The 25,980-nt window shown below is 68.2% G+C and carries 21 protein-coding genes; 13 read left to right on the top strand and 8 right to left on the bottom strand.

Going from position 1 to position 25,980, the window contains the following annotated elements; all coding sequences use genetic code 11:
- Positions 1-98 precede the first annotated feature (98 nt).
- From V6V88_RS21555 to V6V88_RS21525, 7 genes are all read left to right on the top strand, one after another.
- Positions 99-2,600, top strand: a complete 2,502-nt coding sequence (locus V6V88_RS21555; protein WP_338619678.1) for a TonB-dependent hemoglobin/transferrin/lactoferrin family receptor — start codon at positions 99-101, stop codon at positions 2,598-2,600.
- Between the two features lie 82 nt (positions 2,601-2,682).
- A complete protein-coding gene (locus V6V88_RS21550) occupies positions 2,683-3,729 on the top strand; it encodes a ChuX/HutX family heme-like substrate-binding protein (protein WP_223572531.1) in 1,047 nt (348 codons plus the stop codon).
- Positions 3,730-3,757: 28 nt separating this feature from the next.
- The gene (locus tag V6V88_RS21545; protein ID WP_338616266.1) at positions 3,758-4,600 is read left to right on the top strand and encodes an ABC transporter substrate-binding protein; all 843 of its coding nucleotides are present in this window, start codon (positions 3,758-3,760) and stop codon (positions 4,598-4,600) included.
- Positions 4,601-4,622: 22 nt separating this feature from the next.
- Complete coding sequence (locus tag V6V88_RS21540) at positions 4,623-5,597, top strand: iron ABC transporter permease (RefSeq protein WP_056326421.1); 975 nt, start codon at positions 4,623-4,625, stop codon at positions 5,595-5,597.
- On the top strand, positions 5,594-6,382 hold the full coding sequence (locus tag V6V88_RS21535) for a heme ABC transporter ATP-binding protein (RefSeq protein WP_338616264.1): 789 nt from the start codon (positions 5,594-5,596) through the stop codon (positions 6,380-6,382). Before V6V88_RS21540 ends, V6V88_RS21535 begins: the two co-directional genes overlap by 4 nt.
- 77 nt (positions 6,383-6,459) lie before the next feature.
- The gene (locus V6V88_RS21530; protein ID WP_056326426.1) at positions 6,460-6,942 is read left to right on the top strand and encodes a YajQ family cyclic di-GMP-binding protein; all 483 of its coding nucleotides are present in this window, start codon (positions 6,460-6,462) and stop codon (positions 6,940-6,942) included.
- Between the two features lie 17 nt (positions 6,943-6,959).
- On the top strand, positions 6,960-7,865 hold the full coding sequence (locus V6V88_RS21525) for a LysR family transcriptional regulator (protein ID WP_056326428.1): 906 nt from the start codon (positions 6,960-6,962) through the stop codon (positions 7,863-7,865).
- Positions 7,866-7,887: 22 nt separating this feature from the next.
- On the opposite strand, the gene V6V88_RS21520 is transcribed toward V6V88_RS21525, so the two are convergent.
- Positions 7,888-9,333 (bottom strand): AlkA N-terminal domain-containing protein, encoded by a 1,446-nt coding sequence (locus V6V88_RS21520; RefSeq protein ID WP_338616262.1) that lies wholly within the window; start codon positions 9,331-9,333, stop codon positions 7,888-7,890.
- A 146-nt stretch (positions 9,334-9,479) separates the two neighbouring features.
- Between V6V88_RS21520 and V6V88_RS21515 the strand changes: the two genes are divergently transcribed.
- The 3 genes from V6V88_RS21515 to V6V88_RS21505 all read left to right on the top strand — a co-directional run bounded on the left by V6V88_RS21515 (position 9,480) and on the right by V6V88_RS21505 (position 12,476).
- Positions 9,480-10,046 carry a methylated-DNA--[protein]-cysteine S-methyltransferase gene (locus tag V6V88_RS21515; protein ID WP_338616261.1) on the top strand — a complete coding sequence of 189 codons (567 nt, stop codon included), beginning with the start codon at positions 9,480-9,482 and terminating at the stop codon, positions 10,044-10,046.
- A gap of 85 nt (positions 10,047-10,131) precedes the next feature.
- Positions 10,132-11,217 carry a tartrate dehydrogenase gene (locus V6V88_RS21510; RefSeq protein WP_338616260.1) on the top strand — a complete coding sequence of 362 codons (1,086 nt, stop codon included), beginning with the start codon at positions 10,132-10,134 and terminating at the stop codon, positions 11,215-11,217.
- Between the two features lie 278 nt (positions 11,218-11,495).
- The gene (locus V6V88_RS21505) at positions 11,496-12,476 is read left to right on the top strand and encodes a tripartite tricarboxylate transporter substrate binding protein (protein ID WP_338616259.1); all 981 of its coding nucleotides are present in this window, start codon (positions 11,496-11,498) and stop codon (positions 12,474-12,476) included.
- Between the two features lie 30 nt (positions 12,477-12,506).
- On the opposite strand, the gene V6V88_RS21500 is transcribed toward V6V88_RS21505, so the two are convergent.
- From V6V88_RS21500 to urtA, 7 genes are all read right to left on the bottom strand, one after another.
- A complete protein-coding gene (locus tag V6V88_RS21500) occupies positions 12,507-13,112 on the bottom strand; it encodes a phosphatase PAP2 family protein (protein ID WP_338616258.1) in 606 nt (201 codons plus the stop codon).
- Between the two features lie 91 nt (positions 13,113-13,203).
- A complete protein-coding gene (arsC, locus tag V6V88_RS21495; RefSeq protein ID WP_062838706.1) occupies positions 13,204-13,632 on the bottom strand; it encodes an arsenate reductase (glutaredoxin) in 429 nt (142 codons plus the stop codon).
- 124 nt (positions 13,633-13,756) lie between these two features.
- Entirely contained in the window at positions 13,757-14,455 is a 699-nt protein-coding gene (gene urtE / locus V6V88_RS21490) for an urea ABC transporter ATP-binding subunit UrtE (protein WP_062838707.1), read from the bottom strand.
- Between the two features lie 2 nt (positions 14,456-14,457).
- Complete coding sequence (urtD, locus tag V6V88_RS21485; protein WP_338616256.1) at positions 14,458-15,297, bottom strand: urea ABC transporter ATP-binding protein UrtD; 840 nt, start codon at positions 15,295-15,297, stop codon at positions 14,458-14,460.
- Positions 15,294-16,421 carry an urea ABC transporter permease subunit UrtC gene (urtC, locus tag V6V88_RS21480; RefSeq protein WP_062838709.1) on the bottom strand — a complete coding sequence of 376 codons (1,128 nt, stop codon included), beginning with the start codon at positions 16,419-16,421 and terminating at the stop codon, positions 15,294-15,296. Before urtC ends, urtD begins: the two co-directional genes overlap by 4 nt.
- A complete protein-coding gene (gene urtB / locus V6V88_RS21475) occupies positions 16,418-18,049 on the bottom strand; it encodes an urea ABC transporter permease subunit UrtB (RefSeq protein ID WP_279214584.1) in 1,632 nt (543 codons plus the stop codon). The genes urtC and urtB overlap by 4 nt, the downstream gene beginning before the upstream one ends.
- A gap of 25 nt (positions 18,050-18,074) precedes the next feature.
- Complete coding sequence (urtA, locus tag V6V88_RS21470) at positions 18,075-19,328, bottom strand: urea ABC transporter substrate-binding protein (protein WP_063952076.1); 1,254 nt, start codon at positions 19,326-19,328, stop codon at positions 18,075-18,077.
- 369 nt (positions 19,329-19,697) lie between these two features.
- On the opposite strand from urtA, the gene atzF reads away from it, so the two are divergent.
- Genes atzF through V6V88_RS21455 form a run of 3 tightly spaced genes read left to right on the top strand, consistent with a single transcriptional unit; the run spans position 19,698 to position 25,927 of the window.
- Complete coding sequence (atzF, locus tag V6V88_RS21465) at positions 19,698-21,536, top strand: allophanate hydrolase (RefSeq protein WP_338616255.1); 1,839 nt, start codon at positions 19,698-19,700, stop codon at positions 21,534-21,536.
- Between the two features lie 27 nt (positions 21,537-21,563).
- Positions 21,564-25,202 (top strand): urea carboxylase, encoded by a 3,639-nt coding sequence (gene uca / locus V6V88_RS21460; RefSeq protein ID WP_338616253.1) that lies wholly within the window; start codon positions 21,564-21,566, stop codon positions 25,200-25,202.
- A complete protein-coding gene (locus V6V88_RS21455; RefSeq protein WP_152385322.1) occupies positions 25,199-25,927 on the top strand; it encodes a GntR family transcriptional regulator in 729 nt (242 codons plus the stop codon). The genes uca and V6V88_RS21455 overlap by 4 nt, the downstream gene beginning before the upstream one ends.
- Positions 25,928-25,980: the final 53 nt, after the last annotated feature.

The following is a 25,980-nucleotide window of genomic DNA, read 5'->3' as shown; positions in this document are numbered from 1 at the left end:
CAAGCGGCTCCCGATCAGCCCGAGGCGCGCAATGCCGGCTGACCCGTCTGACCGCCGCCGTGCACGCGGCACTGGCCTTGTGCGCGGCATCCGCCGCGATGCTGCCGATGTCCGCCGCGCAGGCGCAGGGGGCCGCGGCGGCGCAGGCCGGCATGCGCGGCTACAGCATCCCGGCCGGGGCGCTGGCGGATGCGTTGCCGCGCTTTGCGGACAGCGCCGGCGTGACTGTGCTGTTCGATGCGGCGCTGGTGGGTCAACGGCGCACCGCGGGATTGCAGGGGGCCTATTCCGTGCATGAGGGGTTCTCGCGTCTCCTGGCCGGCAGCGGACTGGGCGTGCAGGAACGCAGCGCGGGCGTCTTCGTGTTGCAAGCGCTGCCGCAGGGCGGCGTGACGCAGCTTGCGCCGGTGCGGATCGACGGCGAAGCCGCCGTCGTCACGCCGGCCTGGGACACCAGCACCGACCGCCGCCGCATGGACGATCTGCAGATCCGGAACTGGACCGACCTGGGCCGGCGCGCCGAACCGGGCGTGAACTTCAATCGCACGACCAACAGCATCAACATCCGCGGTCTGGACCAGGACCGCGTGCTGACCCGCGTGGACGGCATCCGCCTGCCGTGGCTGGACGACGGCGCGCGCGGCGTGAAGGGCGGCCTGGAGGCCGTGGACTTCAACAGCCTGTCGCGCCTGGACATCGTGCGCGGTGCGGACGCGACCGGCGGCGGCTCCGGCGCCATCTCGGGCATCGCCGACCTGCACACGCTGAACCCCGCGGACTTGCTGAGCGACGGCAAGACCTTCGGCGCGCTGGCCAAGACCGACTTCGACTCCGCGGACAACAGCTGGGGCGCCAACGCCGCGCTGGCCGGGCAGATCCACAGCAACACGTTCTGGCTGGTGCAGGCGGGCGTGCGCAACGGTCACGAGCTGGACAACCGGGGCGACGTCGGCGGCTACGGCGCCAAGCGCAGCGAGCCCAGCCCCGAAGATTACGACCAGCGCAGCTTCCTGATGAAGCTGCAACAACGGGTGGACGGCGCGCATCTGTTCGGCCTGACGGGCGAATACTTCAAGCGCAATGCCGACATCGACAACATGTGGGAGCAAGGCCTCGGCACCAGCTACCTCATCGGCGAAAACAGCACGCGCAAGGAAACCGAACGCGAGCGGGTGTCGTTCGACTACACGTACACGGCGCCGGACTCGGGCGGCCTCATCGACACGGCCCACGCCGTCGTGTACTGGCAGCGCGTGCGCCTGGACAACTCGCTCACCGGCATCCGCGGCGTCGACTCGCGTGCTCGCATTATTCCTGGCGATCCGTTCCGCTACGGCTTTCCCAACGGGCCTTACGGCCGCAGCAATTCGATCCAGCAGACGCTCTTTGGCGCCAGCACGGAATTGACCAAGCGGATCGCGGGCGCGTCGGTGTCGCAACTGTGGTCGTTCGGCGGCGAGTGGTACGGCAACAAGACCGAGCAGAACTCCAGCGGCTATGACAATTGCCCGGTGATCCGTCCGGGCACACCCGCGCCGTTTGGTCCGCGTGCGTGCGACATGCTGCATACCAATCAGGCCGACGTGCCGCAGTCCAAGGGCGACCAGTGGGCGCTGTGGGTGCAGGACGAGTTCAGCTTTGCCGACGGGCGCTACACGTTGGCTCCCGCCTTGCGCTACGACCACTACGAGCAACGGCCGCAATCCACGGCCGGCTACGAAAGCAATCCCAACGCGGGCGCGCTGCCGCCCAGCAACAGCGGCAGCCGCTTCTCGCCCAAGCTGCTGGCCACATGGCGGGCGGCGGACCAGCTCAGCCTGTATGCGCAGTACGCGTACGGCTTCAAGGCGCCCAGCGCCACGCAGCTCTACACCAACTATGGCGGCCCGGGCACCTATCTGCGCGTGGGCAATCCGTACCTGAAACCGGAGACCAGCAAGGGCTGGGAACTGGGCGCCAAGATGGGGTCCGACGACCTGGGCGGTGCAGTATCGTTCTTTGATAATCGCTATCAGAACTTCATCGATGGCGATGTGCCGCTCAACGCCAGTTCGCCGCAGTGGCAGGCGGGCTGGGCAGGCCAGTATCCGCTGGGTGTGACGGGCAACGTCAACCGCGCCAAGGTCCGCATCTACGGCGCAGAGGCAAGCGCTCACTGGAAGTTCGCGCCGGGCTGGCGCACGTGGGGATCGCTGGCGTGGGCAGTGGGCAAGGACGAGGGCACGGGGCAGTACCTGAATTCCGTGGCGCCCCTGAAGGCAGTGCTGGGCGTGGGGTATGGCCACGACGTGTGGGGCGTGGACGCCATGCTGACCACGGCGATGCAGCGCAACAAGGTCGAGTACCCCGAGGCGTCGGCCGACGCGCCCAATCCCGACTTCAAGGCGCCGGGCTACGGCGTGGTCGACCTGATGGGCTACTGGCGTCCCGCCGCGGTGAAGGGCTTGCAGGTGCAGGCGGGCGTTTTCAACCTGTTCGACAAGAAGTACTGGGAGGCCATCAACGTGCCGACCGCCGGCGCCACCGCGATTCCGCGCCCGGTGGACTGGTACACGGAACCGGGACGCAGCGTGCGCGTCTCGCTGACGTATCAATATTGAGTTCGGTCCGCCGCCATTCGGCGCTGACCGGACCCGGCGGCGGTTTTCAGCAACGTGTTTTGCACTGGCCGGAGGGCCTACGATGACGACTACCGATTTCACCACCCGCGCGCAAGCACTGCGCGCTCGCAACGAGGCGCTGGCCGCCTCGCAACCCGGGCTGCGCGCCCGCAATCTGGCGCAAGCCCTGGGCGTGTCCGAGGCCGAATGGGTGGCCGCGGGCTGTGGCGGGGTACAGGCGACGGCGCTCATTGGCACGCCGCAGGAGATCTTCCGCGAGCTGGGCACGCTGGGCGAGGTCATGGCGCTGACGCGCAACGACTGGTGTGTGCACGAGCGCCACGGCCGGTATGAGGACATCCAGGCCGACGGTCCGGTAGGCCTGGTGCTGGGGCCGGACATCGACCTGCGCGTTTTCTTTACCGCCTGGAAGTCGGCCTGGTCGGTCGAGCAGGATGGCCGCCGCAGCCTGCAGTTCTTCGACGGCGCGGGCGTGGCGGTGCACAAGGTCTACCGCACCGACGGCACGGATGCCGCCGCATGGGACGCGCTGGTTGCGCGATTTGCGGGCCAGGCGCAGTGGCCCGTCACGCAAGCCTACGCGCCGCCGTCGGACGCCGCGCAGGTCGAGGACGCGCAAGCGTGGCGCGAGGCCTGGCTGGCCATGAAGGACACGCACGAGTTCTTCCCGCTCCTGCGCAAGTTCAAGGTGTCGCGCCTGGCGGCGCTGTCGGCTGCGGGCGAAGACCTGGCGCAGCCGGTGCCGGCCGACGCCGTCGAGCGCATGCTGCAGGCCGCATCCAAATCGGGCCTGCGCATCATGTGCTTCGTGGGCAACCGCGGCATGATCCAGATCCATTCCGGACCGGTGCAGTCGCTGCGCCGCACGGGGCCGTGGTTCAACGTGCTGGATCCCAAGTTCAACCTGCACCTGGACACCACCGCGATCGCCTCGGCGTGGGTGGTCAACAAGCCCACGACGGACGGTTGGGTCACCTCGCTGGAGGTGTATGCCAGCACGGGCGACCTGATCGTGCAGTGCTTTGGCGAACGCAAGCCCGGTCAGCCGGAAATCCCGCAATGGCGCGAACTGATGGTTGGCCTGTGCAGCGCGCCGCTGGCCGCCTGAGCGTTGAGCGCATAAGGAAACGAAAGCGATGAAGAAATGGTTGGCAGTGGCGGCCTGGTTCCTGGCGGCGGGCGCGCACGCGGCGCCGCCCGAACGGGTGGCGACGCGGGTGGTGACGCTGGGCGGCAGTGTGACCGAGATCGTGTATCAGCTCGGGCAGGGCGGCAAGCTGGTGGGGGACGATCTGTCCAGCCTGTACCCCGAGGCCGCGACCAAGCTGCCGCGCGTCGGCTATTACCGCGCGGTGCCGGTGGAAGGCGTGCTGGCGCTCAAGCCGGATCTGGTCCTGGCGTCCGAGCAGGCCGGCCCGCCCGATGCGCTCAAGCGTCTGGGCGACGTCGGCGTGCGCATCGTCACGGTGCCCGACGCGCCGTCTGTGGACTCGCTGAAGGCCCGCATCCGCAACATCGCGGAGGCGCTGGACGTGGCCCCGGCCGGCGACGCGCTGGTGACCGAGATCACGCGCGACCTGAAGGCGGTCGAGGCGATTCCCGCCACCGGCGCCCGCGCGATCCTGGTCATCAACCGCACGGGCACGCTGCAAGGCGCCGGGGGCGGCACGGCGGCCAACGAAGTCATGTCGATGGCGGGCCTGGCCAATGTGCTCAAGGACCAGCACGGCTACAAGCCCCTTTCTGCCGAGGCCGTCAGCGCGCTGGCGCCGGAGATCATCGTGGTGACGCGGACGTCGCTGGACGCGTCCGGCGGTGTGGATAAGCTGCTGGCGCTGCCCGGCCTGGCTTCCACGCCCGCCGCGGCGCGCAAGCGCGTCATTGTCATGGACGACCTGCTCCTCTTGGGCATGGGCCCGCGCCTGCCGCTGGCGCTGACCGAACTCAAGCGGGAGGCGGCCGGTGTCATGGGGCGCTAGCGCAAGGCGCGTCTCGGCACCGATGGCGCTGGCCGTGCTGGGCGCCGTGCTGGTGGGGGTGGCACTGGCCGCCAGCGCCAGCGGCGCAGTGCAGATTCCGCTGCGCGACATGCCCGCGCTGCTGTTTGGCAATCCCGCGCCGGACGATGCGCTCTGGCGCAATGTCCTGATCGACATCCGGCTGCCGCGGGTGCTGTTTGCCATGGTGGCGGGCGCCGCGCTGGCCATTTCAGGCGCGGCGATGCAGGCGCTCTTTCGCAATCCGCTGGCCGAGCCCGGTCTCATCGGCATTTCGGCGGGCGGATCGCTGGGCGCGGTGGCCGCCATCGTGCTGACCGCGGGCGGCTTCTGGGTGCTGGCGCCGGCGGCCTTTGCGGGCAGCCTGCTCGCCACCTTCTGCGCGTACACGCTGGGTCGGCGCGTGCCCGGCATGGCGGGACTGCTGCTCGCGGGCATTGCCATCAACGCAGTGGCGGGCGCCATGATCGGTCTCTTCACGTTCGTGGCCAATGACGCGCAACTGCGCGACCTCACGTTCTGGACCATGGGCAGCCTGGCCGGCGCCAATTGGACGCTGCTGGCCTTTCTTGGGCCGTGGGTGCTGGCGATGTCCTGGTGGCTGATGCGCCAGTGGCGGGTGATGAACGCGTTGCTGCTGGGCGAGCGTGAAGCGCAGCATCTGGGTTATGCGCTCAAGCGGGTCAGGGCACAACTGGTGCTGGCCTGCGCGCTGATCGTGGGCCCGCTGGTCGCCGCCACCGGCGGCATCGGCTTCGTGGGCCTGGTCGTGCCGCATCTGGTGCGCATGACCTTGGGCGCCAACCACCGCTGGCTGCTGCCCGCGTGCGTGCTGGGCGGCGCGCTGGCGCTGACGCTGGCTGATTGGCTGGCGCGCGTGGCCGTCGTGCCGGCCGAACTGCCGATCGGGCTGGTGACTAGCCTGGTGGGCGGCCCCTTTTTCTTGTGGCTGCTGGCGCGCGGCCGGAGGCATGGATGATGCTCGCGGCCGATGAGTTGGTGTTGACGCGCGGGGGCAGCCGCATCCTGGACAAGGTGTCGCTGGCGGTGCGGCCGGGCGAAGTGGTGGGCCTGCTGGGCGCCAACGGCGCGGGCAAGTCGACGCTGCTGGGGGCAATGTCGTCCGAACTGGCGCCCGATTCGGGCAGGGTCCGGCTGGGCGATGCCGACGTGCGGCGGCTGGCGCACCGCCAGCAGGCCCGCTTGCGCGCGGTGCTGCCGCAAAAACCAGGGCTCAGTTTCGATCTGGCCGTGCGCGAGGTGGTGGGGATGGGCGCCTATCCGTTTCCGGAGCTATCGCCCGCCCAGGTGGACGCGCTGGTGGAGCAGGCGCTGGGCTGGGCCGACGTGGCGCATCTGCGCGCGCGCCGTTACCCCGAGCTGTCCGGCGGCGAGCAGCAGCGCGTGCAATTCGCCCGGGTGCTGGTGCAGTGCAAGGCGGCGCGCGGGCAGGGCGAACCGCGCTATCTGCTGCTGGACGAGCCCACCGCCAGCCTGGACCCCAAGCACCAGGGCGATCTACTGCGCGTGGCGGCGGGTCTGGCCCACGATGGCGATACGGGGGTACTGGTGATCCTGCACGACATGAATCTGGCGGCGCGCTGGTGCGACCGCCTGTTGCTGCTGTGCGGCGGCCGCGCCATTGCGGCGGGCACGCCGGCGCAGGTGCTGACCCCGCGGAACCTGTTCCTGGCCTATGGCATCGACGCCCACGTCATGCCGCATCCCTTGCAACCCGAGCGCCTGCTGGTGGTGATGGCATGACGGCGTGACGCCGCGCGCGAGGCCGGTAAAATGGCGGGCATTGCATTTTTCCGCCAATTTTCACAGGATCCTGTGTCATGCCTACTTTTGACGTCGTCTCCGAAGTCGACAAACACGAACTGGCCAACGCCGTCGACCAGGCCAACCGCGAACTGGCCACGCGCTTCGATTTCAAGGGCACGGACGCCAAGTTCGAACTCGAAGGCTTCGTCGTGACCCAGGTCGCGTCCAGCGCGTTCCAGCTCAAGCAGATGCTGGACATCCTGCGCGGCCGCCTGTCTGCCCGCGGCATCGACGTGCGCTGCCTGGATGTGGCCGACCCGCTCGAAAACCTGGGCGGCGCCCGCCAGAAGGTCACGATCAAGCAGGGCATCGAGCAGCCCGTGGCCAAGAAGCTCATCGCTGCCATCAAGAACGCCAAGCTCAAGGTCGAATCGCAGATCAACGGCGACAAGCTGCGCATCTCCGGCAAGAAGCGCGATGACCTGCAGACCGCCATCGCGCTGCTGAAAAAGACCGACGTCGACCTGCCGCTGCAGTTCGAGAACTTCCGCGACTGAGCGGCCGGTCCACGCCGATGGGCCATTCCGGCGAGCTGCTTCTTGTCGTGGAACTTGCGCGCGCGGGCGGCATGTCGGCCGCGGCGCGCGAGCTTGACGTCACGCCCGCCGCGGTCAGCAAGCGCCTCGCGCAGATCGAGGCGCGGCTGGGCGTGCGGCTGTTCAACCGCAGCACGCGGCGCCTGAGCCTTACTGCCGAGGGCGAGGTCTACCTGGAAAACGCCCGCCGCATCCTGGGCGAAATCGACGATCTGGATGCGCTCATCGCCAGCCGGCAAGCCGCGCCGCGCGGGCTGCTCAAGGTCAATGCGCCGCTCGGTTTCGGGCGCAGTTACATCGCGCCCGCCATCGCGGAATTCGCGCAGAAATACCCCGAGGTCTCGCTGCAATTGCAGCTGACCGACCGGCCCGCCGACTTCGTGCGCGAGGCCTTCGACGTCGCCGTGCGCTTCGGCGATCTGCCCGACACCAGCCTGATCGCGCGCAAGATCGCGCCCAACCGCCGCCTGGTCTGCGCGTCGCCCGGCTACCTGAAAAAACACGGCACGCCGGCCACGCCGCACGACCTGGCGCGGCATCAGTGCATCGTGCTGCGCCAGAACGAGGCGGCCTATGGCCTGTGGCGGTTCACCCGCGGCCGGCGCAGCGAAACCGTGAAGGTGCGCGGCAATCTCAGCAGCAATGACGGCGAGGTCACGCTGACCTGGGGGCTGGCGGGCCTGGGCATCCTGCAACGCGCCGAATGGGATCTGGCCCGCTACCTGCGCAGCGGCCGTCTGGTGCAGGTGCTGGAAGACTATGCGCTGCCGCAGGCGGACATCTACGCGGTGTTCCCCGAACGCCATCACCTGTCCGCGAAGGTGCGCGTGTTCGTGGACTTTCTGGTAGCGTATTTTGGCGAAGGCTCGGAGGGGCGTTGGTGAAGGCCGGCCGCCCGAGCCGGGGTCAGGCCGTCCAAAGGTGCTGCGCCGCATAGGCGCGCCATGGCCGCCAGGCCTCGGACCGCGCCAGCAGCTGTGCGGGGGTGTAGGGCCGGGATTCCAGCTTTTCCAGGGCGCGGATCAGGCCGATGTCCGCATGCGGAAACGCATCCGGTTCGCGCAGTTGCCGTAGCGCGATGTACTGAGCCGTCCATTCCCCCACGCCGCGTATCGTGCGCAGCCGCCGCACCGCGTCTTCCAGATCGACGGCGGCGTCAAAGAGATGCGGGTCCGCGACGGCGGCTGCGGCCACCGCCGACAACGTCGCCGCGCGGCTGCGCGGCATGCCCAGCGATGCCAGCTCGGCGGCGGCCACCGTTGCGGGCTCGGGGAACACATGGGTCAGCGCACCGTCCGGTTGGGTCAGCGGCGCGCCGTGTGCTGCCACCAGCTTGCCGGCCAGCCGGATGGCCGCTGCCACCGTGATCTGTTGGCCCAGCACCGCGCGCATGGCGAGTTCAAACCCGTCCCATGCGCCCGGCACGCGCAAGCCCGGCCGTGCGTGCATCAGCCCCATCATGACCGGATCGGCGGCAAACTGCGCGGCAATGGCCGTGGGGTCGCTGGCCAGATCAAAGACGCGGCGCAGGCGTGCAATGATCGCGGGCAGCGATTGCAGGCGGGGAAAGCGCACCGTCACGTGCAGCGCGTCGCCTGCGCACGGCCGGACCGTGACCGTGCCCTGCGCGCCGTCCAGGCTGATGGTGCGCGCATAGGTGTCGCCGGTCACGGATTCCACCCCGGGGATCGCGCGCAGCCGCAGGAAGGCCAGCATGGCGTCCCAGTCGTAGGGCGGGCGATAACGCAGCAACAGCTTGATTTCTCCGTCCCGTCCCGCGGGCACTTCCGGCTTGCCTGAACGCCGCAATTCGCCGGGCGCGCGGCCGAACAGGTCCAGGAACACTTCGTTGAAGCGGCGGATGCTGCCAAAGCCGGCGGCGAACGCGATCTCAGCCATGGGAAGCTGCGTTTCGTGGATGAGCTGCTTGGCCAGCAGCACGCGGCGCGTCTGCGCGAATGCGACGGGCGAGGCCCCCAGATGCTGGCGGAATTGGCGGCGCAACTGCCGTTCGCCGATGCCCAGGCGCTGCGCCAGCACATCGACGCCGGCCTCGTCCAGCGCGCCCAGTTCGATGCGCTGCAGCGCGCGCGTCACGCTGGCTGGCAGTTCGTGGCCAGGGCCCAGTTCGGGCGCCGTTTCCGGACGGCAGCGCAGGCACGGGTGGAAACCCGCCTCTTGCGCGGCCGCGGCGGTTGAGAAGAACGTGACGTTCTTGGACAGGGGCGTGCGTGCCGGACAGACCGGCCGGCAGTAGATGCGCGTGGTTTTCACGGCCGTGAAAAAGCGGCCGTCGTAGCGGGCGTCGCGCACCTGGATGGCGCTGTAGCAGGCATCGTGGTTCAGGTTCATGAGGCGATGCTAACGCCGCCGGGCGGACAAGATCTAGCGGATTTCGGACGGGGATGTGAATGTCACACAGCTGTCCGAAAACCGCCAGCGCACGCGCCGGCGGCAGGTCTATATTGGCGGCTTGCACACCTTTGCGGAGCGGCATCATGCCGGTACACACCTTTCTGCTCGAACGCGTGTCCACGCCCATCGGCCGGATGCTCGTGCTGACGGATGCGCAGGACCACCTGCGCGCCGTGGACTGGGAAGACTACGAATCCCGCATGCACCTGCTGTTGCAGCGCCAGTACGGCCGGGGCGCGGTGCAACTGCAGAGCGCTGCGCAGCCCTCGCAGGCTAGCCGCGCGTTGCAAGCGTATTTCGACGGCGATGTGGACGCCATCTCGGATCTTCCGGTCGCCTTTGGCGGCACGCCGTTCCAGCAGCAGGTCTGGCACGCGCTGCGCGGCATCGACGGCGGCTGCACCATCAGCTACGGCACGCTTGCGGCGCGGATCGCGCGGCCCACGGCGGTGCGCGCGGTCGGGCTGGCCAATGGCGCCAATCCGGCGGGCATCGTGATTCCGTGCCACCGCGTGATCGGCGCCAACGCCGCGCTGACGGGATACGGCGGCGGCCTTGCCCGCAAGCGCTGGCTGCTGGCGCACGAGGCGGACTGGCGCAGCGCGCAACCGTCGGCCGCGGCCGTGCGGGCACTTTCAACTTCAGGTTGAAAATGTTGTGAATCTGGGCGCGTGCGCCACGCGCCGCGCTCGGTACAGTGCCAGCAGCATTCACCCCGCACGGAGCGCTGGCCCCATGAAGACCTATCGCATTGCAACCATCCCCGGCGACGGCATCGGCAAGGAAGTGATTCCAGCCGGCCAGCGCGTCATGCAGGAACTGGCGGCCCAGGGCGGGCTGCGTTTCGAGTTCCAGGATTTCGACTGGGGCGGGGACTATTACCGCAAGCATGGCGTCATGATGCCGGCCGACGGGCTGGACGCGCTGCGCGACAAGGACGCGATCCTGTTCGGTTCGGCGGGCGACCCGGACATCGCCGATCACATCACGCTGTGGGGCCTGCGCCTGAAGATCTGCCAGGGCTTCGACCAATACGCCAACGTGCGTCCCACGCGCATCCTGCCGGGCATCGACGCGCCGCTCAAGCGCTGCACGCCCGAACAGCTGAACTGGGTGATCGTGCGCGAGAACTCCGAGGGCGAATACTCCGGCGTGGGCGGCCGCGTGCATCAGGGCCATCCTATCGAGGCCGCGACCGACGTATCGATCATGACGCGCGCCGGCGTCGAGCGCATCCTGCGCTTTGCGTTCAAGCTGGCGCAGTCTCGGCCGCGCAAGCTGTTGACCGTCGTCACCAAGTCCAACGCGCAGCGCCATGCCATGGTGATGTGGGACGAGATCGCCGTGCAGGTCAGCCGCGAGTTTCCGGACGTGACCTGGGACAAGGAACTGGTCGATGCCGCCACCGCGCGCATGGTCAACCGCCCCGCGTCGCTGGACACCATCGTTGCCACCAACCTGCATGCCGACATCCTGAGCGATCTGGCCGCGGCGCTGGCCGGCAGCCTGGGCATCGCGCCCACCGGCAACATCGATCCCGAGCGGCGCTATCCGTCGATGTTCGAACCCATCCACGGCTCGGCCTTCGACATCATGGGCAAGGGCCTGGCCAATCCGGTCGGAACATTCTGGTCGGTGGTGATGCTGCTGGAGCACCTGGGCGAAACCCAAGCCGCGGCACGGCTGATGCAGGCCATCGAAAGCGTCACCGCCGATCCCGCGCTGCACACCGGCGACCTGGGCGGCCGCGCCACGACCGATCAGGTGACCAACGCAGTATGCAAAAAGCTGTCCGAATCGGCACAAGCCAAGGCGGCGTAGCGGGTTCCCGGGTGCAGACGCCGTGCACAGGTGCCGGTGTCTGACACCCTATGGAATGGATTGCCGGCTTGGCGCAGTGCTTCAACGGGTGTCAGACACCTGGAGAGGTGCACTGGTGTTGGTGTCTGACACCCTATGGAAAGGATGGTCGGCTTGGCGCAGTGCTTCAACGGGTGTCAGACACCTGGAGACGGTGCAGGTACGAGGACATCAGATCCGACGCCCGCACCGGGCAACACAACAACAAGCGAAGCTCATTCGTAGTCAGGAGACAAATCATGCAAAAGAAAGCGATGACGGCGCGCGCCTTGGCGTTCGCCTGCCTGATCGGCGTTTCATTCGCGGGCGGCGCGCAGGCGCAGTCCTATCCGACGCGCCCGGTGAACCTCGTCGTGCCGTTTCCGGCCGGCGGCACGACGGATGTGCTGGCGCGCGCGCTGGGGCAGGAGCTGGCCAAAAGCCTGGGTCAGCCGGTGGTGGTGGAGAACAAGCCGGGGGCGGGGTCGACGCTGGGCGCCGACTACGTGGCCAAGGCCGCGCCGGACGGCTACACGCTGCTGATGGGCGCGGTGCATCACACCATCGCCACCAGCGTGTACAAGAACCTGAACTACGACTTCCAGAAGGACTTCGCGCCGGTCACCACCGTGGCGCTCGTGCCGAATGTGCTGGTCGTCAATCCCAAGCTGCAGGCCAAGGACGTGGCCTCGCTGCTGAAGCTGGCGCAGGCCTCGCCCGGCAAGCTGACCTACGGGTCCAACGGCATGGGCACGGGCCAGCACCTGATCGGCGCGCAGTTCGAGCGCGCGGGCAACGTGCAGCTGTTGCATGTGCCATACAAGGGCAGCGGGCCGCTGACGACCGATCTGTTGGGCGGCCAGATCGACATGTCGTTCGACACCATCACCCCGGTGCTTGCGCACATCCAGAGCGGCAAGCTGCGCGCGCTGGCCGTGACCACCAACCAGCGTTCGGCCGCGCTGCCGGACGTGCCGACAATGGAAGAGGCGGGCCTGAAGCCCTTCAACATGGGCACGTGGTTCGGCGTGCTTGCACCCGCGGCGGCGCCCAAGGACGTGGTCGACAGGCTCAATGCCGAGATGGTGAAGATCATCCGTTCGCCGGACTTCACGCGGCGCATGGCCGAGATCGGCGCGGTGCCGATCGGCGACACGCCCGCCGAGATGAAGGCGCGCATCGGCGCCGACACCACCAATTACGCGAAGCTGGTCAAGGAAGCCAAGGTCGCGATCAATTGAGGGGCAGGGTGGGCGCCGTCGCGGCCACCGTTACGCCCGGATCCATCCGCGCGCAATCGGCAGGGCAAGCACCTTGCGGTACACCGCCTGCGCCACGCCCGTCAGCGGTTCGCCCGCGCGTTGCCACACCGGCACCGTGATGGCCGCCGCCAGGGGCGCCAGCAGCAACCCGCCCGCGATATCCAGCGGGAAATGCACGCCCAGATACACGCGCGACGTCCCCACCAGCAAGGCGCCCGCCAACGCGAGCCAGCCCCATCCCGCCCAGCGCCGGTCCAGGATCAGCGCGAAGGCGAAGGCGGCGATGATGATCGTGTGATTGCTGGGGAACGACGATGTGGGCTTGTGCGCGAAAAAGACGTGGCCCAGGCCGATCACGAAGGGACGCGGATGCGGCCATAGCGCGCCGCACACGTAGCTGAGCCCCAGGGCCACGGCGACACTCGCCAGCGCCTTGAGCATCAGGCTGCGCTGGGCTTGTCTGCCCCACAGCCACAAGGCGGCCATGACGCCCGGAACCAGCAGGATGAGCTTGTTTGCCACCAGCATGGCGGCGTGGATCCGCCACGCGGGCGTGGCGGGGTCGGCATTGATCGAAAGAAAAAGGGACTGATTGAGGCTTTCCAGGAAATCCATGACACGTCATCGCGGCGTAATAATTCGGTTGCCGCGATGGTAATGACCGTACCCGTCAGTTCCCTTGCAAAGCGCTTCGATGCGGCCGTTTTTACTTCTGGATGCGATTGCCTTGGGCGTCGATGACGGGCTCGCCGCTTTCCTTGGCGAACGCGCCTTGCTGCGGGGACGGAAGAATGTCCAACACCCCTTCGCACGGCCGGCACAGCTTCGCGCCCAGCGGCGTCGACACAAACGGACGGTTCAAAAGAATGGGATGCTGTTCGATCGCATCGAGCAGCGCGTCATCCGACAGCGACGTGTCGTCCAGACCCAGTTCCGCATACGGCGTGCCCTTTTCGCGCAGCGCATCGCGCACGCCGATGCCAGCCTGCTTGAACAGCGTCTTGAGCGTGTCGCGGGAAGGCGGCGTTTCCAGGTACAGCACGACCTGCGGCTCGATGCCTGCGTTGCGGATCAGGCCCAGCGTGTTGCGCGAGGTGCCGCACTTGGGGTTGTGGTAGATGGTGACGTCGGACATGAGAACTCCTGTTCGGGTGTTGCGTAATGCCAATGCGCGATGCCAATGCGCGATGCCAATGCGCGCTAGCAGACCCGGAGCATAGTCCATCCGCGGCGCCAAACGATCAGCGCCGCGGGGCCCCTTAAACCGACAGATGCCGCCGCACGTCCTCGCCGTCGATCGTGTCGCGCCCGCCGCGGGCCACCACCTCGCCGCGCGACAGCACCACGAACTGGTCGGCCAGCTCGCGCGCGAAGTCGAAATACTGTTCGCACAGCAGGATCGCGATGTCGCCGCGCTGGCGCAGCATGTGGATGACGCGCGCGATGTCCTTGATGATGGACGGCTGGATGCCTTCCGTGGGCTCGTCCAGGATGATGAGCTTGGGCTCGGCCACCAGCGCCCGCGCGATGGCCAGCTGCTGCTGTTGCCCGCCCGACAGGTCGCCGCCGCGCCGCGACAGCATGCTTTTCAGCACGGGAAACAGCTCGAAGACTTCTTCCTTGATGCGGCGGGCCCGGGCCGCGGGCTTGGTCGCCATGCCCATCAGGATGTTCTCTTCCACCGTCAGCCGCGCAAAGATGTCGCGGCCCTGCGGCACATACGCCATGCCGCGCGCGGCGCGCTGGTGCGGCGCCAGGCGGGTGATGTCGGCGCCGTCGAACGTGATGCCGCCGCGCGCCACGGGCAGCACGCCCATCACGCACTTGAGCAGCGTGGTCTTGCCCACGCCGTTGCGGCCCAGCAGCGCCAGGCATTCGCCTTGGCGCACCGACAGCGACACGCCGCGCAGGGTGTGGCTGCCGCCGTAGTATTGGTCGATCGTGCTTACGTCCAGCATGTTCAGCGCCCCAGATAGACTTCGATCACGCGCGGGTCGGCCTGCACGCGGCTCATGGGCCCCTCGGCCAGCACGGACCCTTCGTGCAGCACGGTGACCTTGCCGTCGCCGGCGATCTGGTTGACGAAGTCCATGTCGTGTTCCACCACCATCAGGGAATGGCGGCCCCGCAGTTCGTTCAAGAGTTCGCCGGTGCGTTCGGTTTCGGCATCGGTCATGCCCGCCACCGGCTCGTCCAGCAGCAACAGCTGCGGTTCCTGCATCAGCAGCATGCCGATCTCCAGCCACTGTTTCTGCCCGTGCGACAGCAGGCCCGCGGGGCGCCAGACCTCGGGCCGCAGCCGGATCAGGTCCAGTGTCTCGCCGATCCGGTCGGCCTGTTCGCTGGTCAGCCGCGAGAACAGGGTGGGGCGCACGCGCTTGTCCGTCTTCATGGCCAGCTCCAGGTTCTCGAACACGGTGTGCTGCTCGAACACCGTGGGGCGCTGGAATTTGCGGCCGATGCCGGCGTGCGCGATCTGCGCCTCGCTCAGCGTGGTCAGGTCGATGCTCTGGCCAAAATAGGCCGTGCCCGACGTGGGCCGCGTCTTGCCGGTGATCACGTCCATCATCGTGGTCTTGCCCGCGCCATTGGGGCCGATGATGCAGCGCAGCTCGCCCACGCCGATGTCCAGCGTCAGGTCGTTCAGCGCCTTGAAGCCGTCGAAGTTGACCGTAATGCCTTCCAGGTACAGGATCGCGCCGTGGCTGGTGTCCAGGCCCTTGGGGCTGACGCGGCCGTAGCCGGCGTCGCCGCTGGGGCCGCCGTCCAGCATGGCCGATTCGGTGTGCGTGGTGGTCATGCCTTCTTCTCCTGGATGCGGGCCGCGATGCGGCGGGCAAGACCGACGATGCCGGTGGGCAGGAACAGGGTCACCAGCACGAAGATGAGGCCCAGCGCGTACAGCCAATATTCCGGCAGCACGCTGGTGAACCAGGTCTTCAGTCCGTTGACGGCGCCCGCGCCGATGATGGGACCGATCAGCGTGCCGCGCCCGCCCGTGGCCACCCAGATCACCATTTCAATGGAGTTCTCGGTGGACATCTCTCCCGGGTTGATGATGCCGACTTGCGGCACATACAGCGCGCCCGCGATGCCGCACAGCACGGCCGACAGCGTCCACACGAACAGCTTGAAGCCCAGCGGGTCGTAGCCGATGAAGCGCACACGGCTCTCGGCGTCGCGCACGGCGGTCAGCACGCGCCCCAGCTTGCTTTGCGTGACTGCGCGCGCCAGGATCAGCGCGCCGGCCAGCGCGGCAAGCGTCACCCAGTAAAGCGTGGCGCGCGTGCCCGGTGCGGTGATATCAAAGCCCAGGATGCGCTTGAAGTCGGTAAAGCCGTTGTTGCCGCCAAATCCCGTGTCGTTGCGAAAGAACAGCAGCATCGCGGCAAAGGTCAGCGCCTGCGTGATGATCGAGAAGTACACGCCCTTGATGCGCGAACGGAACGCAAAGTAGCCGAACACGAACGCCAGCACGCCGGGCACCAGCACCACCAGCAGCATCGCGTACCAGAAGTGCTCGGTGAAGGACCAGTACCAGGGGTAGGTCTTCCAGTCCAGGAACACCATGAAGTCGGGCAGGTCGCTCTGGTAGACGCCGTCGCGGCCGATGGCGCGCATCAGGTACATCCCGTGCGCATAGCCGCCCAGCGCGAAGAACAGGCCATGGCCCAGCGACAGGATGCCCGCATAGCCCCACACCAGGTCCAGCGCCAGCGCCGCCATGGCGTAGCACATGAACTTGCCGAGCAAAGCCACGGCATAGGCCGACACGTGCAGCGTATGGCCCGGCGGAAACCACAGATTCATCAGCGGCAGGAGGGCCAGCAGGACAACACCCGCAGCCAGCGCGGCCCACACCCGGCCCGAGAAGAGCGGGCGGCGCGCAAGCAGGTTCAGGTCGGTCAGCGCGGTCTGTTTCATTCGACGCTCCGGCCCTTGGGGGCGAACAGGCCTTGCGGCCGCTTTTGTACGAACAGCACGATGAGCACCAGGATGGTGATCTTGGCCATGACAGCTCCCGCGTAAGGCTCCAGGAATTTATTCACGCCGCCCAGGCCCAGCGCGGCGATGACCGTGCCGGCCAGCTGGCCCACGCCGCCCAGCACCACCACCATGAACGAGTCCACGATGTAGCCGCGGCCCAGGTCGGGTCCCACGTTGCCCAGCTGCGAGAGCGCCACGCCCGCCAGCCCGGCGATGCCCGAGCCCAGGCCGAAGGCCAGCATGTCGATGCGGCCGGTCGGCACGCCCACGCAGTCGGCCATCCGCCGGTTCTGCGTGATGGCGCGCACAAAGAGGCCCAGCCGCGTGTGGTTCAAGAGCGCCCACACCAGAAAGACCACAAAGAATGCGAAGCCGATGATGACGATCCGGTTGTACGTCAGCACCAGCCCGCCCAGCACGGTCACGCCGCCCGACATCCAGCTGGGATTGCCGACCTCGACGTTCTGCGCGCCGAAGAGCGACCGCACGCCCTGCATCAGCATCAGACTGATGCCCCAGGTGGCCAGCAGCGTCTCCAGCGGACGGCCATACAGCCAGCGGATCACGGTGCGCTCCAGCGCCATGCCGACCAGCGCCGTCACGACGAACGCGAGCGGCAGGGCGGCCACCACATACCAGTCCAGCCAGCCCGGCAGCCACGCGCGAAATAGCGTCTGCACCACATACGTCACGTAGGCGCCGATCATCAGCAGCTCGCCGTGCGCCATGTTGATGACGCCCATCAGGCCGAAGGTGATGGCAAGACCCAGCGCCGCCAGCAGCAGCACGCTGCCCAGGCTGACGCCGTAAAACAGATTGCCCGCCCATTCGATCGTGGCCAGGTGCCGGTCGATCTGCTTGACCGCGTTGGCCGCCGCCTCGCGCACGCCGGCATCGGGCTCCGCATACGTGCCGTCGCGCTCCTGCGTCAGGGCGGCCAGCGTGGGCCGGAACGCGGCGTTCTGGGTGTCGCCCAGCACCTGCACCGCGTGGCGGCGCTTGGCGGGATCTTCGCTTTTCAGTTCCAGATTGGCCTGCGCGATCAGCAGCGCATCGCGCACGGCCTCGTTCTTTTCCGCCGCCAGCGCCTTTTCCAGCATGGGCAGGCGCGCGGGGTCGCCCGTCTGCTGCAGCCGCCGGGCCGCGGCAAGGCGTTCGTTGGCGTCGTCCGAGAACAGACGCGAACCTGCCAGCGCGGCCTCGATAGCGCGGCGCAGGCGGTTGTTGATGGAAATCGTGCCCGCATCCGCAGGCAGGTCCACGGCCGCGCCCGTGGACGGATCGGTGGCGCGCGTGCCGCTCGTGCCGATCAGCACGCGGCCGTCGGCGGTGGCGTAGAGCTGATCGCTACCCAGCGCCTGCAGCACCGCCGCGGCGCCCGGATCGGGCAGTTGGCCCAGCGCGGCAATCGCTTGCAGCCTGGCGTCGGTGTCGTCGCCGGCCAGCGGCGCAAGCAGGGTCTGGTCCACGCCGGCGGCGGCCGCGGGTGCGGCCAGCGCCGGCACGGCCAGCAGCCATGCCAGAAGGAAACGACGCAAGAAGTGTGCGATTGCCGCGATGCGCATGGCTGCCTATTCCTTGATGTTGAGACTACAGGCCTTGCTTGCCTTCGTTGCCCGGGATGTACGGGCTCCACGGCTGGGCACGGATCGGGCCCTTGCTCTTCCAGACCACGCTGAACTGGCCGTCCGCCTTGATCTCACCGATGTAGACGGGCTTGTGCAGGTGGTGGTTGGTCTTGTCCATCTCGATGGTGTAGCCGTCGGGCGCGTTGAACTTCTGGCCGCCCATCGCCGCGATCACCTTGTCGACGTCGGTGGTCTTGGCCTGTTCGACGGCCTGCTTCCACATGTGGATGCCGATGTAGGTGGCTTCCATGGGATCGTTCGTCACGACCGTGTTGGCGTTGGGCAGGTTCTTGGCCTTGGCGTACGCCTTCCACTTGGCAATGAACGCGTCGTTGACGGGGTTCTTGACGGACTGGAAGTAGTTCCAGGCGGCCAGGTGGCCGACCAGCGGCTTGGTGTCCACGCCGCGCAGTTCCTCTTCGCCCACCGAGAACGCGACGACCGGCACGTCGGTGGCCTTCAATCCCGCATTGCCCAGTTCCTTGTAGAAGGGCACGTTTGAGTCGCCGTTGATCGTGGAGATGACCGCGGTCTTGCCGCCCGTGGCGAACTTCTTGATGTTGGCGACGATGGTCTGGTAGTCGGAATGGCCGAACGGGGTGTAGACCTCGTCGATGTCGCTGTCCTTCACGCCCTTGGAATGCAGGAAGGCGCGCAGGATCTTGTTGGTGGTGCGGGGGTAGACGTAGTCGGTGCCCAGCAGCACGAAGCGCTTGGCGCCGCCGCCGTCCTCGCTCATCAGGTATTCGACGGCGGGAATGGCTTGCTGGTTGGGCGCGGCGCCCGTGTAGAACACGTTCTTTTCCAGCTCTTCGCCTTCGTATTGCACGGGGTAGAACAGCAGGCCGTTCAGTTCCTTGAACACCGGCAGCACCGACTTGCGCGATACCGAGGTCCAGCAGCCGAAGACCACGGCCACCTTGTCCTGCGACAGGAGCTGGCGCGACTTCTCAGCGAACAGCGGCCAGTTCGACGCGGGGTCGACGACCACGGCTTCGAGCTTCTTGCCCATCACGCCGCCGTTGGCGTTGATCTCGTCGATGGTCATCAGGGCCACGTCCTTGAGCGACGTTTCCGAGATGGCCATGGTGCCCGAGAGCGAGTGCAGGATGCCGACCTTGATGGTGTCCTCGGCGGCGTGAACCTGCGGCATCCATCCGGTCATGGCCAACAGGCTCACGGCGGTCAGTTGCTTAAGGGCTAGTCTGCGTTTCATGGTGACTCCTGGATGGAATAGGCCGGCCGGGCCGGCGAGAACGTTCAGAAAAAGCAGTCGCACAGGAGTCAAAAGCAAAACGTGTGCCAAGTGCTGGCAACACTTCCCGCTGCTGTATGAAGGGGGTGGGTTTACGCGAAGGCGCGTGGCGGCCGGGGCGGGGCGCGCGTGCGATCAGAACGGTGCCGTCCGCACAACATCGGTGCGCGTTGCGCCCGATTCCGGTGCGGCGCACGGGCCGATGCGGGGACCGGTGCCGGCGGCTTGCGTGCGGTCTGGCCGCGCGTCAGAGGGAAAGCGCCGCGCGCCGCCAACATGGCACGCAGATTGCTTGGGAATCCGTACTTGTATACAAGAAAGGATTCCAGCATGAATGCCGCAGCAACGCAGAAGCAACCCGCCGGTTGGACCATCGCGCAATGGCAGGCCGCCTACCGCGGCGGGGCGCAGCCCGAGGCGCTGTTGGCCGGCTACGCCGCCGAGCCCGGCGATAACGCAGACAAGGACAACGCCTGGATCCGTCGCGTGGACCGCGTCCAGCTCGATGAACAGCTCGACGGCCTGCGTCTCTTGCTGGCCGCGGCGGGCGGCGATCTCTCGCGCCTGCCGCTGTATGGCGTGCCGTTTGCCATCAAGGACAACATCGATGCGGCGGGCTGGCCCACCACCGCGGCGTGTCCCGCGTTCGCTTACACGCCGCAGGAAGACGCGACCGTCGTGCGCCGTCTGCGCGCAGCCGGCGCCATCCTTATCGGCAAGACCAATCTGGACCAGTTTGCGACCGGCCTGGTGGGCACGCGCTCGCCGCACGGCGCCGTGGCCAACACGTTCAATCCCGATTACGTAAGCGGCGGCTCCAGTTCGGGCTCCGCGTCGGTGGTCGCGCGCGGCATCGCCGCGTTCTCGCTGGGCACCGATACCGCGGGCTCCGGCCGCGTGCCGGCGGGCTTCAACAATATCGTCGGCCTCAAGCCCACCAAGGGCTGGCTCAGCACCGCGGGCGTGGTGCCGGCATGCCGCACGCTGGACTGCGTATCGATCTTCGCGCTGACCGTGGACGATGCCGACAAGGTCGCGCAGGTGGCTGGCGGGTATGACGACGCCGATCCCTATTCGCGCAGCGTGCCGGCGGGCGCGGCGCGCCCGTGGCCCAAGGCGCCGCGGCTGGCCGTGCCGGCGTCGCTGGAATTCTTTGGCGACACCGAGGCCGCCGCCGTGTTCGACGACGCCGTGCGCGCGCTGCGCGCCGATGGCGCCCAGGTCGAAGCCATCGACTTCGCGCCGTTCAGCGAACTGGCGGCATTGCTGTACCAGGGACCGTGGGTGGCCGAGCGCTTTGCCGCGGTCCAGTCGTTGTGGAACGAGAACCCCGACGCCATCAATCCGGTCGTGCGCGGCATCGTCGAGCAGGCCGCGAACTACAGCGCGCTGGACGCGTTCAAGGCCGAGTACCGCCGCGCCGAGCTGACCCGCCGGATTCACCGAGCGCTCGAAGGCTTTGACGCGCTGGTCGTGCCGACCTCGCCGTCCATCTACACGATCGCCCAGCTGGAAGCGGACCCCGTCACGCTCAATTCCCGCCTGGGCGTCTACACCAACTTCGCCAACCTGGCCGACCTGTCCGCGCTGGCGGTGCCCGCCGGCATGCGCGCCGATGGCCTGCCCTCGGGCATCACGCTGATCGGATTGGCATGGCAGGACCGCGCGCTGGCGCAGTTCGGCAGGCAATGGCAGGCGCGCCGCGGATTGCCGCTGGGTGCGACGGGCGCGCCGCTGCCCGCGCTGGCGGCCGATGGCGCGCCGTCCGCGGACACCGTGCGCGTGGCGGTGGTGGGTGCCCACCTGACCGGCATGCCGCTGAATCATCAGCTCACCTCGCGTCACGCGGTGTTTGTTGAGAAGACCGCAACGGCCGGCGACTACCGGCTCTTCGCGCTGGCCAACACCACGCCGCCCAAGCCGGGCCTGGTGAAGATGGACAGCGGCGCCGCCATCGAAGTCGAGCTGTGGGACGTGCCCGTGACGGCCTTTGGCGCGTTCGTGGCCGAGATTCCCGCGCCGCTGGGCATCGGCACGCTGGAGCTGGCCGACGGGCGCCTGGTCAAGGGCTTCATCTGCGAACCGCGCGGCCTGGAAGGGGCGCGGGACATCACCGAATTCGGCGGCTGGCGTGCCTACCTGGCCAGCCTGAACGCCGCCACCCGATAACCCCGCCTCACCCCAGGGAGTCGCATCGTGTTCGATACCGTTCTGATTGCAAACCGCGGCGAGATCGCCGTCCGCGCCATCCGCACCCTCAAGCGGCTGGGCATCCGCAGCGTGGCCGTCTATTCCGACCCGGACCGCAATGCCGCGCATGTGCGCGAGGCCGACGTGGCCGTGGCGCTCGGCGGCGAGAAGGCCGCCGACAGCTACCTGCGCATGGACCTGTTGCTGGAAGCGGCGCGCGCGCACGGCGCGCAGGCGATCTATCCCGGCTACGGCTTTCTGTCCGAGAGCGCCGACTTCGCCGAAGCCTGCGAGGCCGCCGGCATTGCGTTTGTCGGCCCCACGCCGCTGCAGATTCGCGAATTCGGCCTGAAGCACCGCTCGCGCGAACTGGCGGCTGACGCGGGCGTGCCGATGACGCCGGGCACCGGACTCCTGTCCAGCCTGGGCGAGGCGCTGTCGCAGGCCGAACGCATCGGCTATCCGGTCATGCTGAAGAGCACGGCGGGCGGCGGCGGCATCGGCCTGTCGCGCTGCGAGAACGAGGCGGAACTGACCGTCGCGTTCGACAGCGTGCAGCGCATGGGCGAACACTTCTTTCGCGACGGCGGCGCGTTCATCGAGCGCTATGTGGACAACGCGCGGCATGTGGAGGTGCAGATCTTTGGCGACGGCGCGGGCCGCGTGCTGGCGCTGGGCGAGCGCGACTGCTCGGTGCAGCGCCGCAACCAGAAGGTCATCGAGGAAACCCCGGCGCCGTTGCTGCCTGCCGCCACGCGCGCCGCGCTGCTGGATGCCGCTGTCAAGCTGGGTGAATCCGTGAACTACCGCTCTGCCGGCACGGTGGAGTTCATCTACGATCCGGCACGCGACAGCTTCTACTTCCTGGAAGTCAACACGCGCCTGCAGGTCGAGCACCCGGTAACCGAGGCCGTGACCGGCCTGGACCTGGTGGAGTGCATGCTGCGCGTTGCCGCGGGCGAGCCGCTGGATTACGCCGCCATGTCGCGCACCCCGCAAGGCGCGTCGATTGAAGTGCGCCTGTATGCCGAGGATCCGCTGCGCCAGTTCCAGCCGTCGCCCGGGGTGCTGACGGAAGTGTCGTTCCCGGACGGCGTGCGCGTCGATGGCTGGGTCGAGACCGGCACCGACGTGCCCGCGTTCTACGACCCGATGCTGGCCAAGCTGATCGTGCATGCGGACACGCGCGAGGCCGCGCTGGACAAGCTGGCCGACGCGCTGGCGCGCACGCGCCTGCACGGCATTGCGACCAACCTGGATTACCTGCGCCAGATCGTGGCCGATGCGCGCTTTCGCGCCGGCCAGCTGTCCACGCGCTTTCTGGAAGGCTTTGCGTACCGCCCCGCGGCCATCGAGGTCCTGGAAGCGGGCACCTACACCAGCGTGCAGGACTATCCCGGCCGCGCGGGCTATTGGGACATTGGCGTGCCGCCCTCCGGCCCCATGGACGATTACGCGTTTCGCGTGGCCAACCGCATCGTCGGCAACGCGCCGGACGCGGCCGGCATCGAGACCACGCTGATCGGCCCGACGCTGCGCTTTCACGGCGATGCCGTCGTGGCGCTGACGGGCGCGTCGTGCGCGGCCACGCTGGATGGCGAGCCGGTGCCGATGTGGCAGCCCATCTTTGTCACATCCGGACAGGTGCTGGCCACCGGCCGCGCGCTGTCCGGCTGCCGCAGCTACCTGGCGGTGCGCAACGGGCTGGACGTGCCGGTGTACCTGGGCAGCCGGTCCACCTTTGCGCTGGGCCAGTTTGGCGGCCATGCCGGCCGCACGCTGCGCGTGGGCGACATGCTGCCCGTCGTGCGTCCCGAACTGGCGGGCGCCACGGCCGCGCCGCCCGAGACGCTGCCGCAGGCCGCACCCGCCGCGCTGATCCCCGAATACGGCAACACCTGGGAGATCGGCGTGCTTTACGGCCCGCATGGCGCGCCCGACTTCTTTCAGCCCGACGCCATCGACGCCTTCTTTGCGGCCGACTGGGAGGTGCACTACAACTCCAATCGCCTGGGTGTCCGGCTGATCGGTCCCAAGCCCACTTGGGCGCGGGAAAACGGCGGCGAGGCCGGCCTGCATCCGTCCAACATCCACGATTGCGAGTACGCAATCGGCAGCATCAATTTCACCGGCGACAGTCCCGTCATCCTGACGCGCGACGGCCCCAGCCTGGGCGGCTTCGTGTGTCCCGTCACCATCGCGCGTGCCGAGCTGTGGAAGGTGGGGCAGGTCAAGCCCGGCGACCGCATCCGCTTCGTGCGCATCGATTACCCGCAGGCCGTGGCGCTGGAAGCCGCGCAGGACCGCCGCATCGCCGAACTGGCGCCCGCGGCGCCGGCCGCGACCGAGCCCGCGCCCGTGCCGGCGACGGTCTCGGAGACCATCATCGCCGCGCTGCCCGCCGATGGGGCGCGCCCGTCGGTGTCGTACCGGCAAGCCGGCGACGGCTATCTGCTGCTGGAATACGGCGACAACGTGCTCGACCTGGCGCTGCGCATGCGCATCCACCTGCTGATGGAGGCGCTCAATGCGGATCCGGTTGACGGCGTGCTGGAGCTGTCGCCCGGCGTGCGCTCGCTGCAGATCCGCTACGACAGCCGCGTCATCCTGCAGGGCGCGCTGATTGCGAAGCTGCTGGAGATCGAACAAGAGCTGGCCGACGTGGCGACCCTGAAGGTGCCCACGCGCGTCGTGTACCTGCCGATGGCCTTCGAGGATTCCGCCACGCTGGGCGCGGTGCAGCGCTATCAGGAAACGGTGCGCGCCAGCGCGCCCTGGCTGCCGAACAACGTCGACTTCATTCAGCGCATCAACGGGCTGGACGCGCGCGACGAGGTGCGCCGCATCGTCTTTGATGCCAGCTATCTCATCATGGGCCTGGGCGACGTGTATCTGGGCGCGCCGTGCGCGGTGCCCATCGACCCGCGTCACCGGCTGCTGACGTCCAAGTACAACCCCGCGCGCACCTTCACCGCCGAAGGCACGGTGGGCATCGGCGGGGTGTACATGTGCATCTACGGCATGGACTCGCCCGGGGGCTATCAGCTCGTGGGCCGCACGCTGCCCATCTGGAACAAGTTCCTGAAGAACCCGGTGTTCCAGGACGGCAAGCCGTGGCTGCTGCGGTTCTTCGACCAGGTGCGCTTCTATCCCGTCACCGAGGCGGAACTGGATGTCCTGCGCGAAGACTTCCGCGAAGGCCGCGCCACCGTTCGCATCGAGGAAGAAGTGTTCGACTTTGCCGCGCACCGGCGCTTCCTGGCCGAGCAGGCGGACAGCATCGCCGCCTTCCAGGCGCGCCAGAAGACGGCGTTCGATGCCGAGGTGGCGCTCTGGAAGACCGAGGACGTGGCGGCCGAACCGCCTGCCGCCGAACCCGAGGCCGAGACCGTGCTGCGCGAAGGCGAGCGGCTGGTCAGCGCCGACATGTGCGGCAACATCTGGAAGATTCCGGTCCAGGTGGGGCAGAGCGTGTCGGCCGGCGACACGCTGGTGGTGGTCGAAGCCATGAAGATGGAGCTGTCCGTCATCGCGCCGGCGTCGGGCACGGTTTCCGCCATACGCTGCGTGCCCGGCAAGCCCGTCAACGCGGGAGATCCGCTGGTCGTGATCACCGAAGACGCCACGTGCGTCGTGACCGGATGATGCGGCTGGAAGCCGTCCAGGCCGGCCCGGCCCTCCGCCCCGCGCCGGCGCTTGCCGGCTCGCTGGCCGATCAGGTCTACCAGCGCATCAAGGACGACCTGTTCGGCTTTCGGATGCTGCCCGGCGAACGCTTCACCGAGGCCGACCTGGTGGCGCGCCTGGGCGTCAGCCGCACGCCCGTGCGGCTGGGCCTGGCGCGGCTGGAACGCGAAGGCTTTGTGCTGGCCCGGCCGCGCAGCGGCTGGCAGGTGCGGCCGTTCGACTTCGAACGCTTCGAGGCGTTGTACGACGTGCGCGTGGTGCTGGAGCAGGCGGCGGTGGAAAAGCTGTGCGCCCGTGAACACATGGATCCGGCCGGCATTCTGGGCGCGCTGACGGACGTCTGGCTGGTGCCGCCGCCGCAGCGCATCCTGGACGGCCGGCTGGTGGCGCAGCTGGATGAAGCCTTCCACTGCTCGCTGGTGGCCGCGGCAGGCAATCCGGAGATGGCGCAGATCCACCGCGACGTCACGGAAAAGATCCGCATCGTCAGGCGGCTGGACTTCACCAAGGACTTCCGCGTGGACGCCACCTACGACGAACACGCGGCCATCCTGCGGGCGATCCTGGCGCGCCGGGCAGAGGAGGCCGCGCGCATGCTGCGGTCCCACATCGAGATGAGCAAGGCCGAGGTGCGCAAGATCACGCTGCACATGCTGCACGAGGCGCGGGCCAGCGCGGGCTGAGCGGCAGCCGGCAGCCCGCTTACTCGCACGTCGCCGTCCCGCAGCCCACCGCG

The organism is Achromobacter sp. E1, assembly GCF_037039475.1.
Lineage (GTDB): Bacteria > Pseudomonadota > Gammaproteobacteria > Burkholderiales > Burkholderiaceae_B > Achromobacter > Achromobacter mucicolens.
Note: the sequence above shows the minus strand (reverse complement) of the source record. Positions and strands in the feature narration are given on the sequence as shown.

Bases quoted from the DNA above. Each gene is read 5' to 3' on its own strand.
- V6V88_RS21555 (WP_338619678.1), top strand. From the start codon at position 99: ATGCTGCCGATGTCCGCCGCGCAGGCGCAGGGGGCCGCGGCGGCGCAG.
- urtE (WP_062838707.1), bottom strand. From the start codon at position 14,455: ATGCTGGACGTAAGCACGATCGACCAATACTACGGCGGCAGCCACACC.
- V6V88_RS21500 (WP_338616258.1), bottom strand. From the start codon at position 13,112: ATGGATTTCCTGGAAAGCCTCAATCAGTCCCTTTTTCTTTCGATCAAT.
- V6V88_RS21530 (WP_056326426.1), top strand. From the start codon at position 6,460: ATGCCTACTTTTGACGTCGTCTCCGAAGTCGACAAACACGAACTGGCC.
- arsC (WP_062838706.1), bottom strand. From the start codon at position 13,632: ATGTCCGACGTCACCATCTACCACAACCCCAAGTGCGGCACCTCGCGC.
- urtD (WP_338616256.1), bottom strand. From the start codon at position 15,297: ATGACCACCACGCACACCGAATCGGCCATGCTGGACGGCGGCCCCAGC.
- V6V88_RS21535 (WP_338616264.1), top strand. From the start codon at position 5,594: ATGATGCTCGCGGCCGATGAGTTGGTGTTGACGCGCGGGGGCAGCCGC.
- V6V88_RS21550 (WP_223572531.1), top strand. From the start codon at position 2,683: ATGACGACTACCGATTTCACCACCCGCGCGCAAGCACTGCGCGCTCGC.
- V6V88_RS21525 (WP_056326428.1), top strand. From the start codon at position 6,960: ATGGGCCATTCCGGCGAGCTGCTTCTTGTCGTGGAACTTGCGCGCGCG.
- urtB (WP_279214584.1), bottom strand. From the start codon at position 18,049: ATGCGCATCGCGGCAATCGCACACTTCTTGCGTCGTTTCCTTCTGGCA.
- V6V88_RS21510 (WP_338616260.1), top strand. From the start codon at position 10,132: ATGAAGACCTATCGCATTGCAACCATCCCCGGCGACGGCATCGGCAAG.
- atzF (WP_338616255.1), top strand. From the start codon at position 19,698: ATGAATGCCGCAGCAACGCAGAAGCAACCCGCCGGTTGGACCATCGCG.
- V6V88_RS21545 (WP_338616266.1), top strand. From the start codon at position 3,758: ATGAAGAAATGGTTGGCAGTGGCGGCCTGGTTCCTGGCGGCGGGCGCG.
- V6V88_RS21515 (WP_338616261.1), top strand. From the start codon at position 9,480: ATGCCGGTACACACCTTTCTGCTCGAACGCGTGTCCACGCCCATCGGC.
- urtC (WP_062838709.1), bottom strand. From the start codon at position 16,421: ATGAAACAGACCGCGCTGACCGACCTGAACCTGCTTGCGCGCCGCCCG.
- V6V88_RS21505 (WP_338616259.1), top strand. From the start codon at position 11,496: ATGCAAAAGAAAGCGATGACGGCGCGCGCCTTGGCGTTCGCCTGCCTG.
- V6V88_RS21540 (WP_056326421.1), top strand. From the start codon at position 4,623: ATGGCGCTGGCCGTGCTGGGCGCCGTGCTGGTGGGGGTGGCACTGGCC.
- V6V88_RS21520 (WP_338616262.1), bottom strand. From the start codon at position 9,333: ATGAACCTGAACCACGATGCCTGCTACAGCGCCATCCAGGTGCGCGAC.
- urtA (WP_063952076.1), bottom strand. From the start codon at position 19,328: ATGAAACGCAGACTAGCCCTTAAGCAACTGACCGCCGTGAGCCTGTTG.
- V6V88_RS21455 (WP_152385322.1), top strand. From the start codon at position 25,199: ATGATGCGGCTGGAAGCCGTCCAGGCCGGCCCGGCCCTCCGCCCCGCG.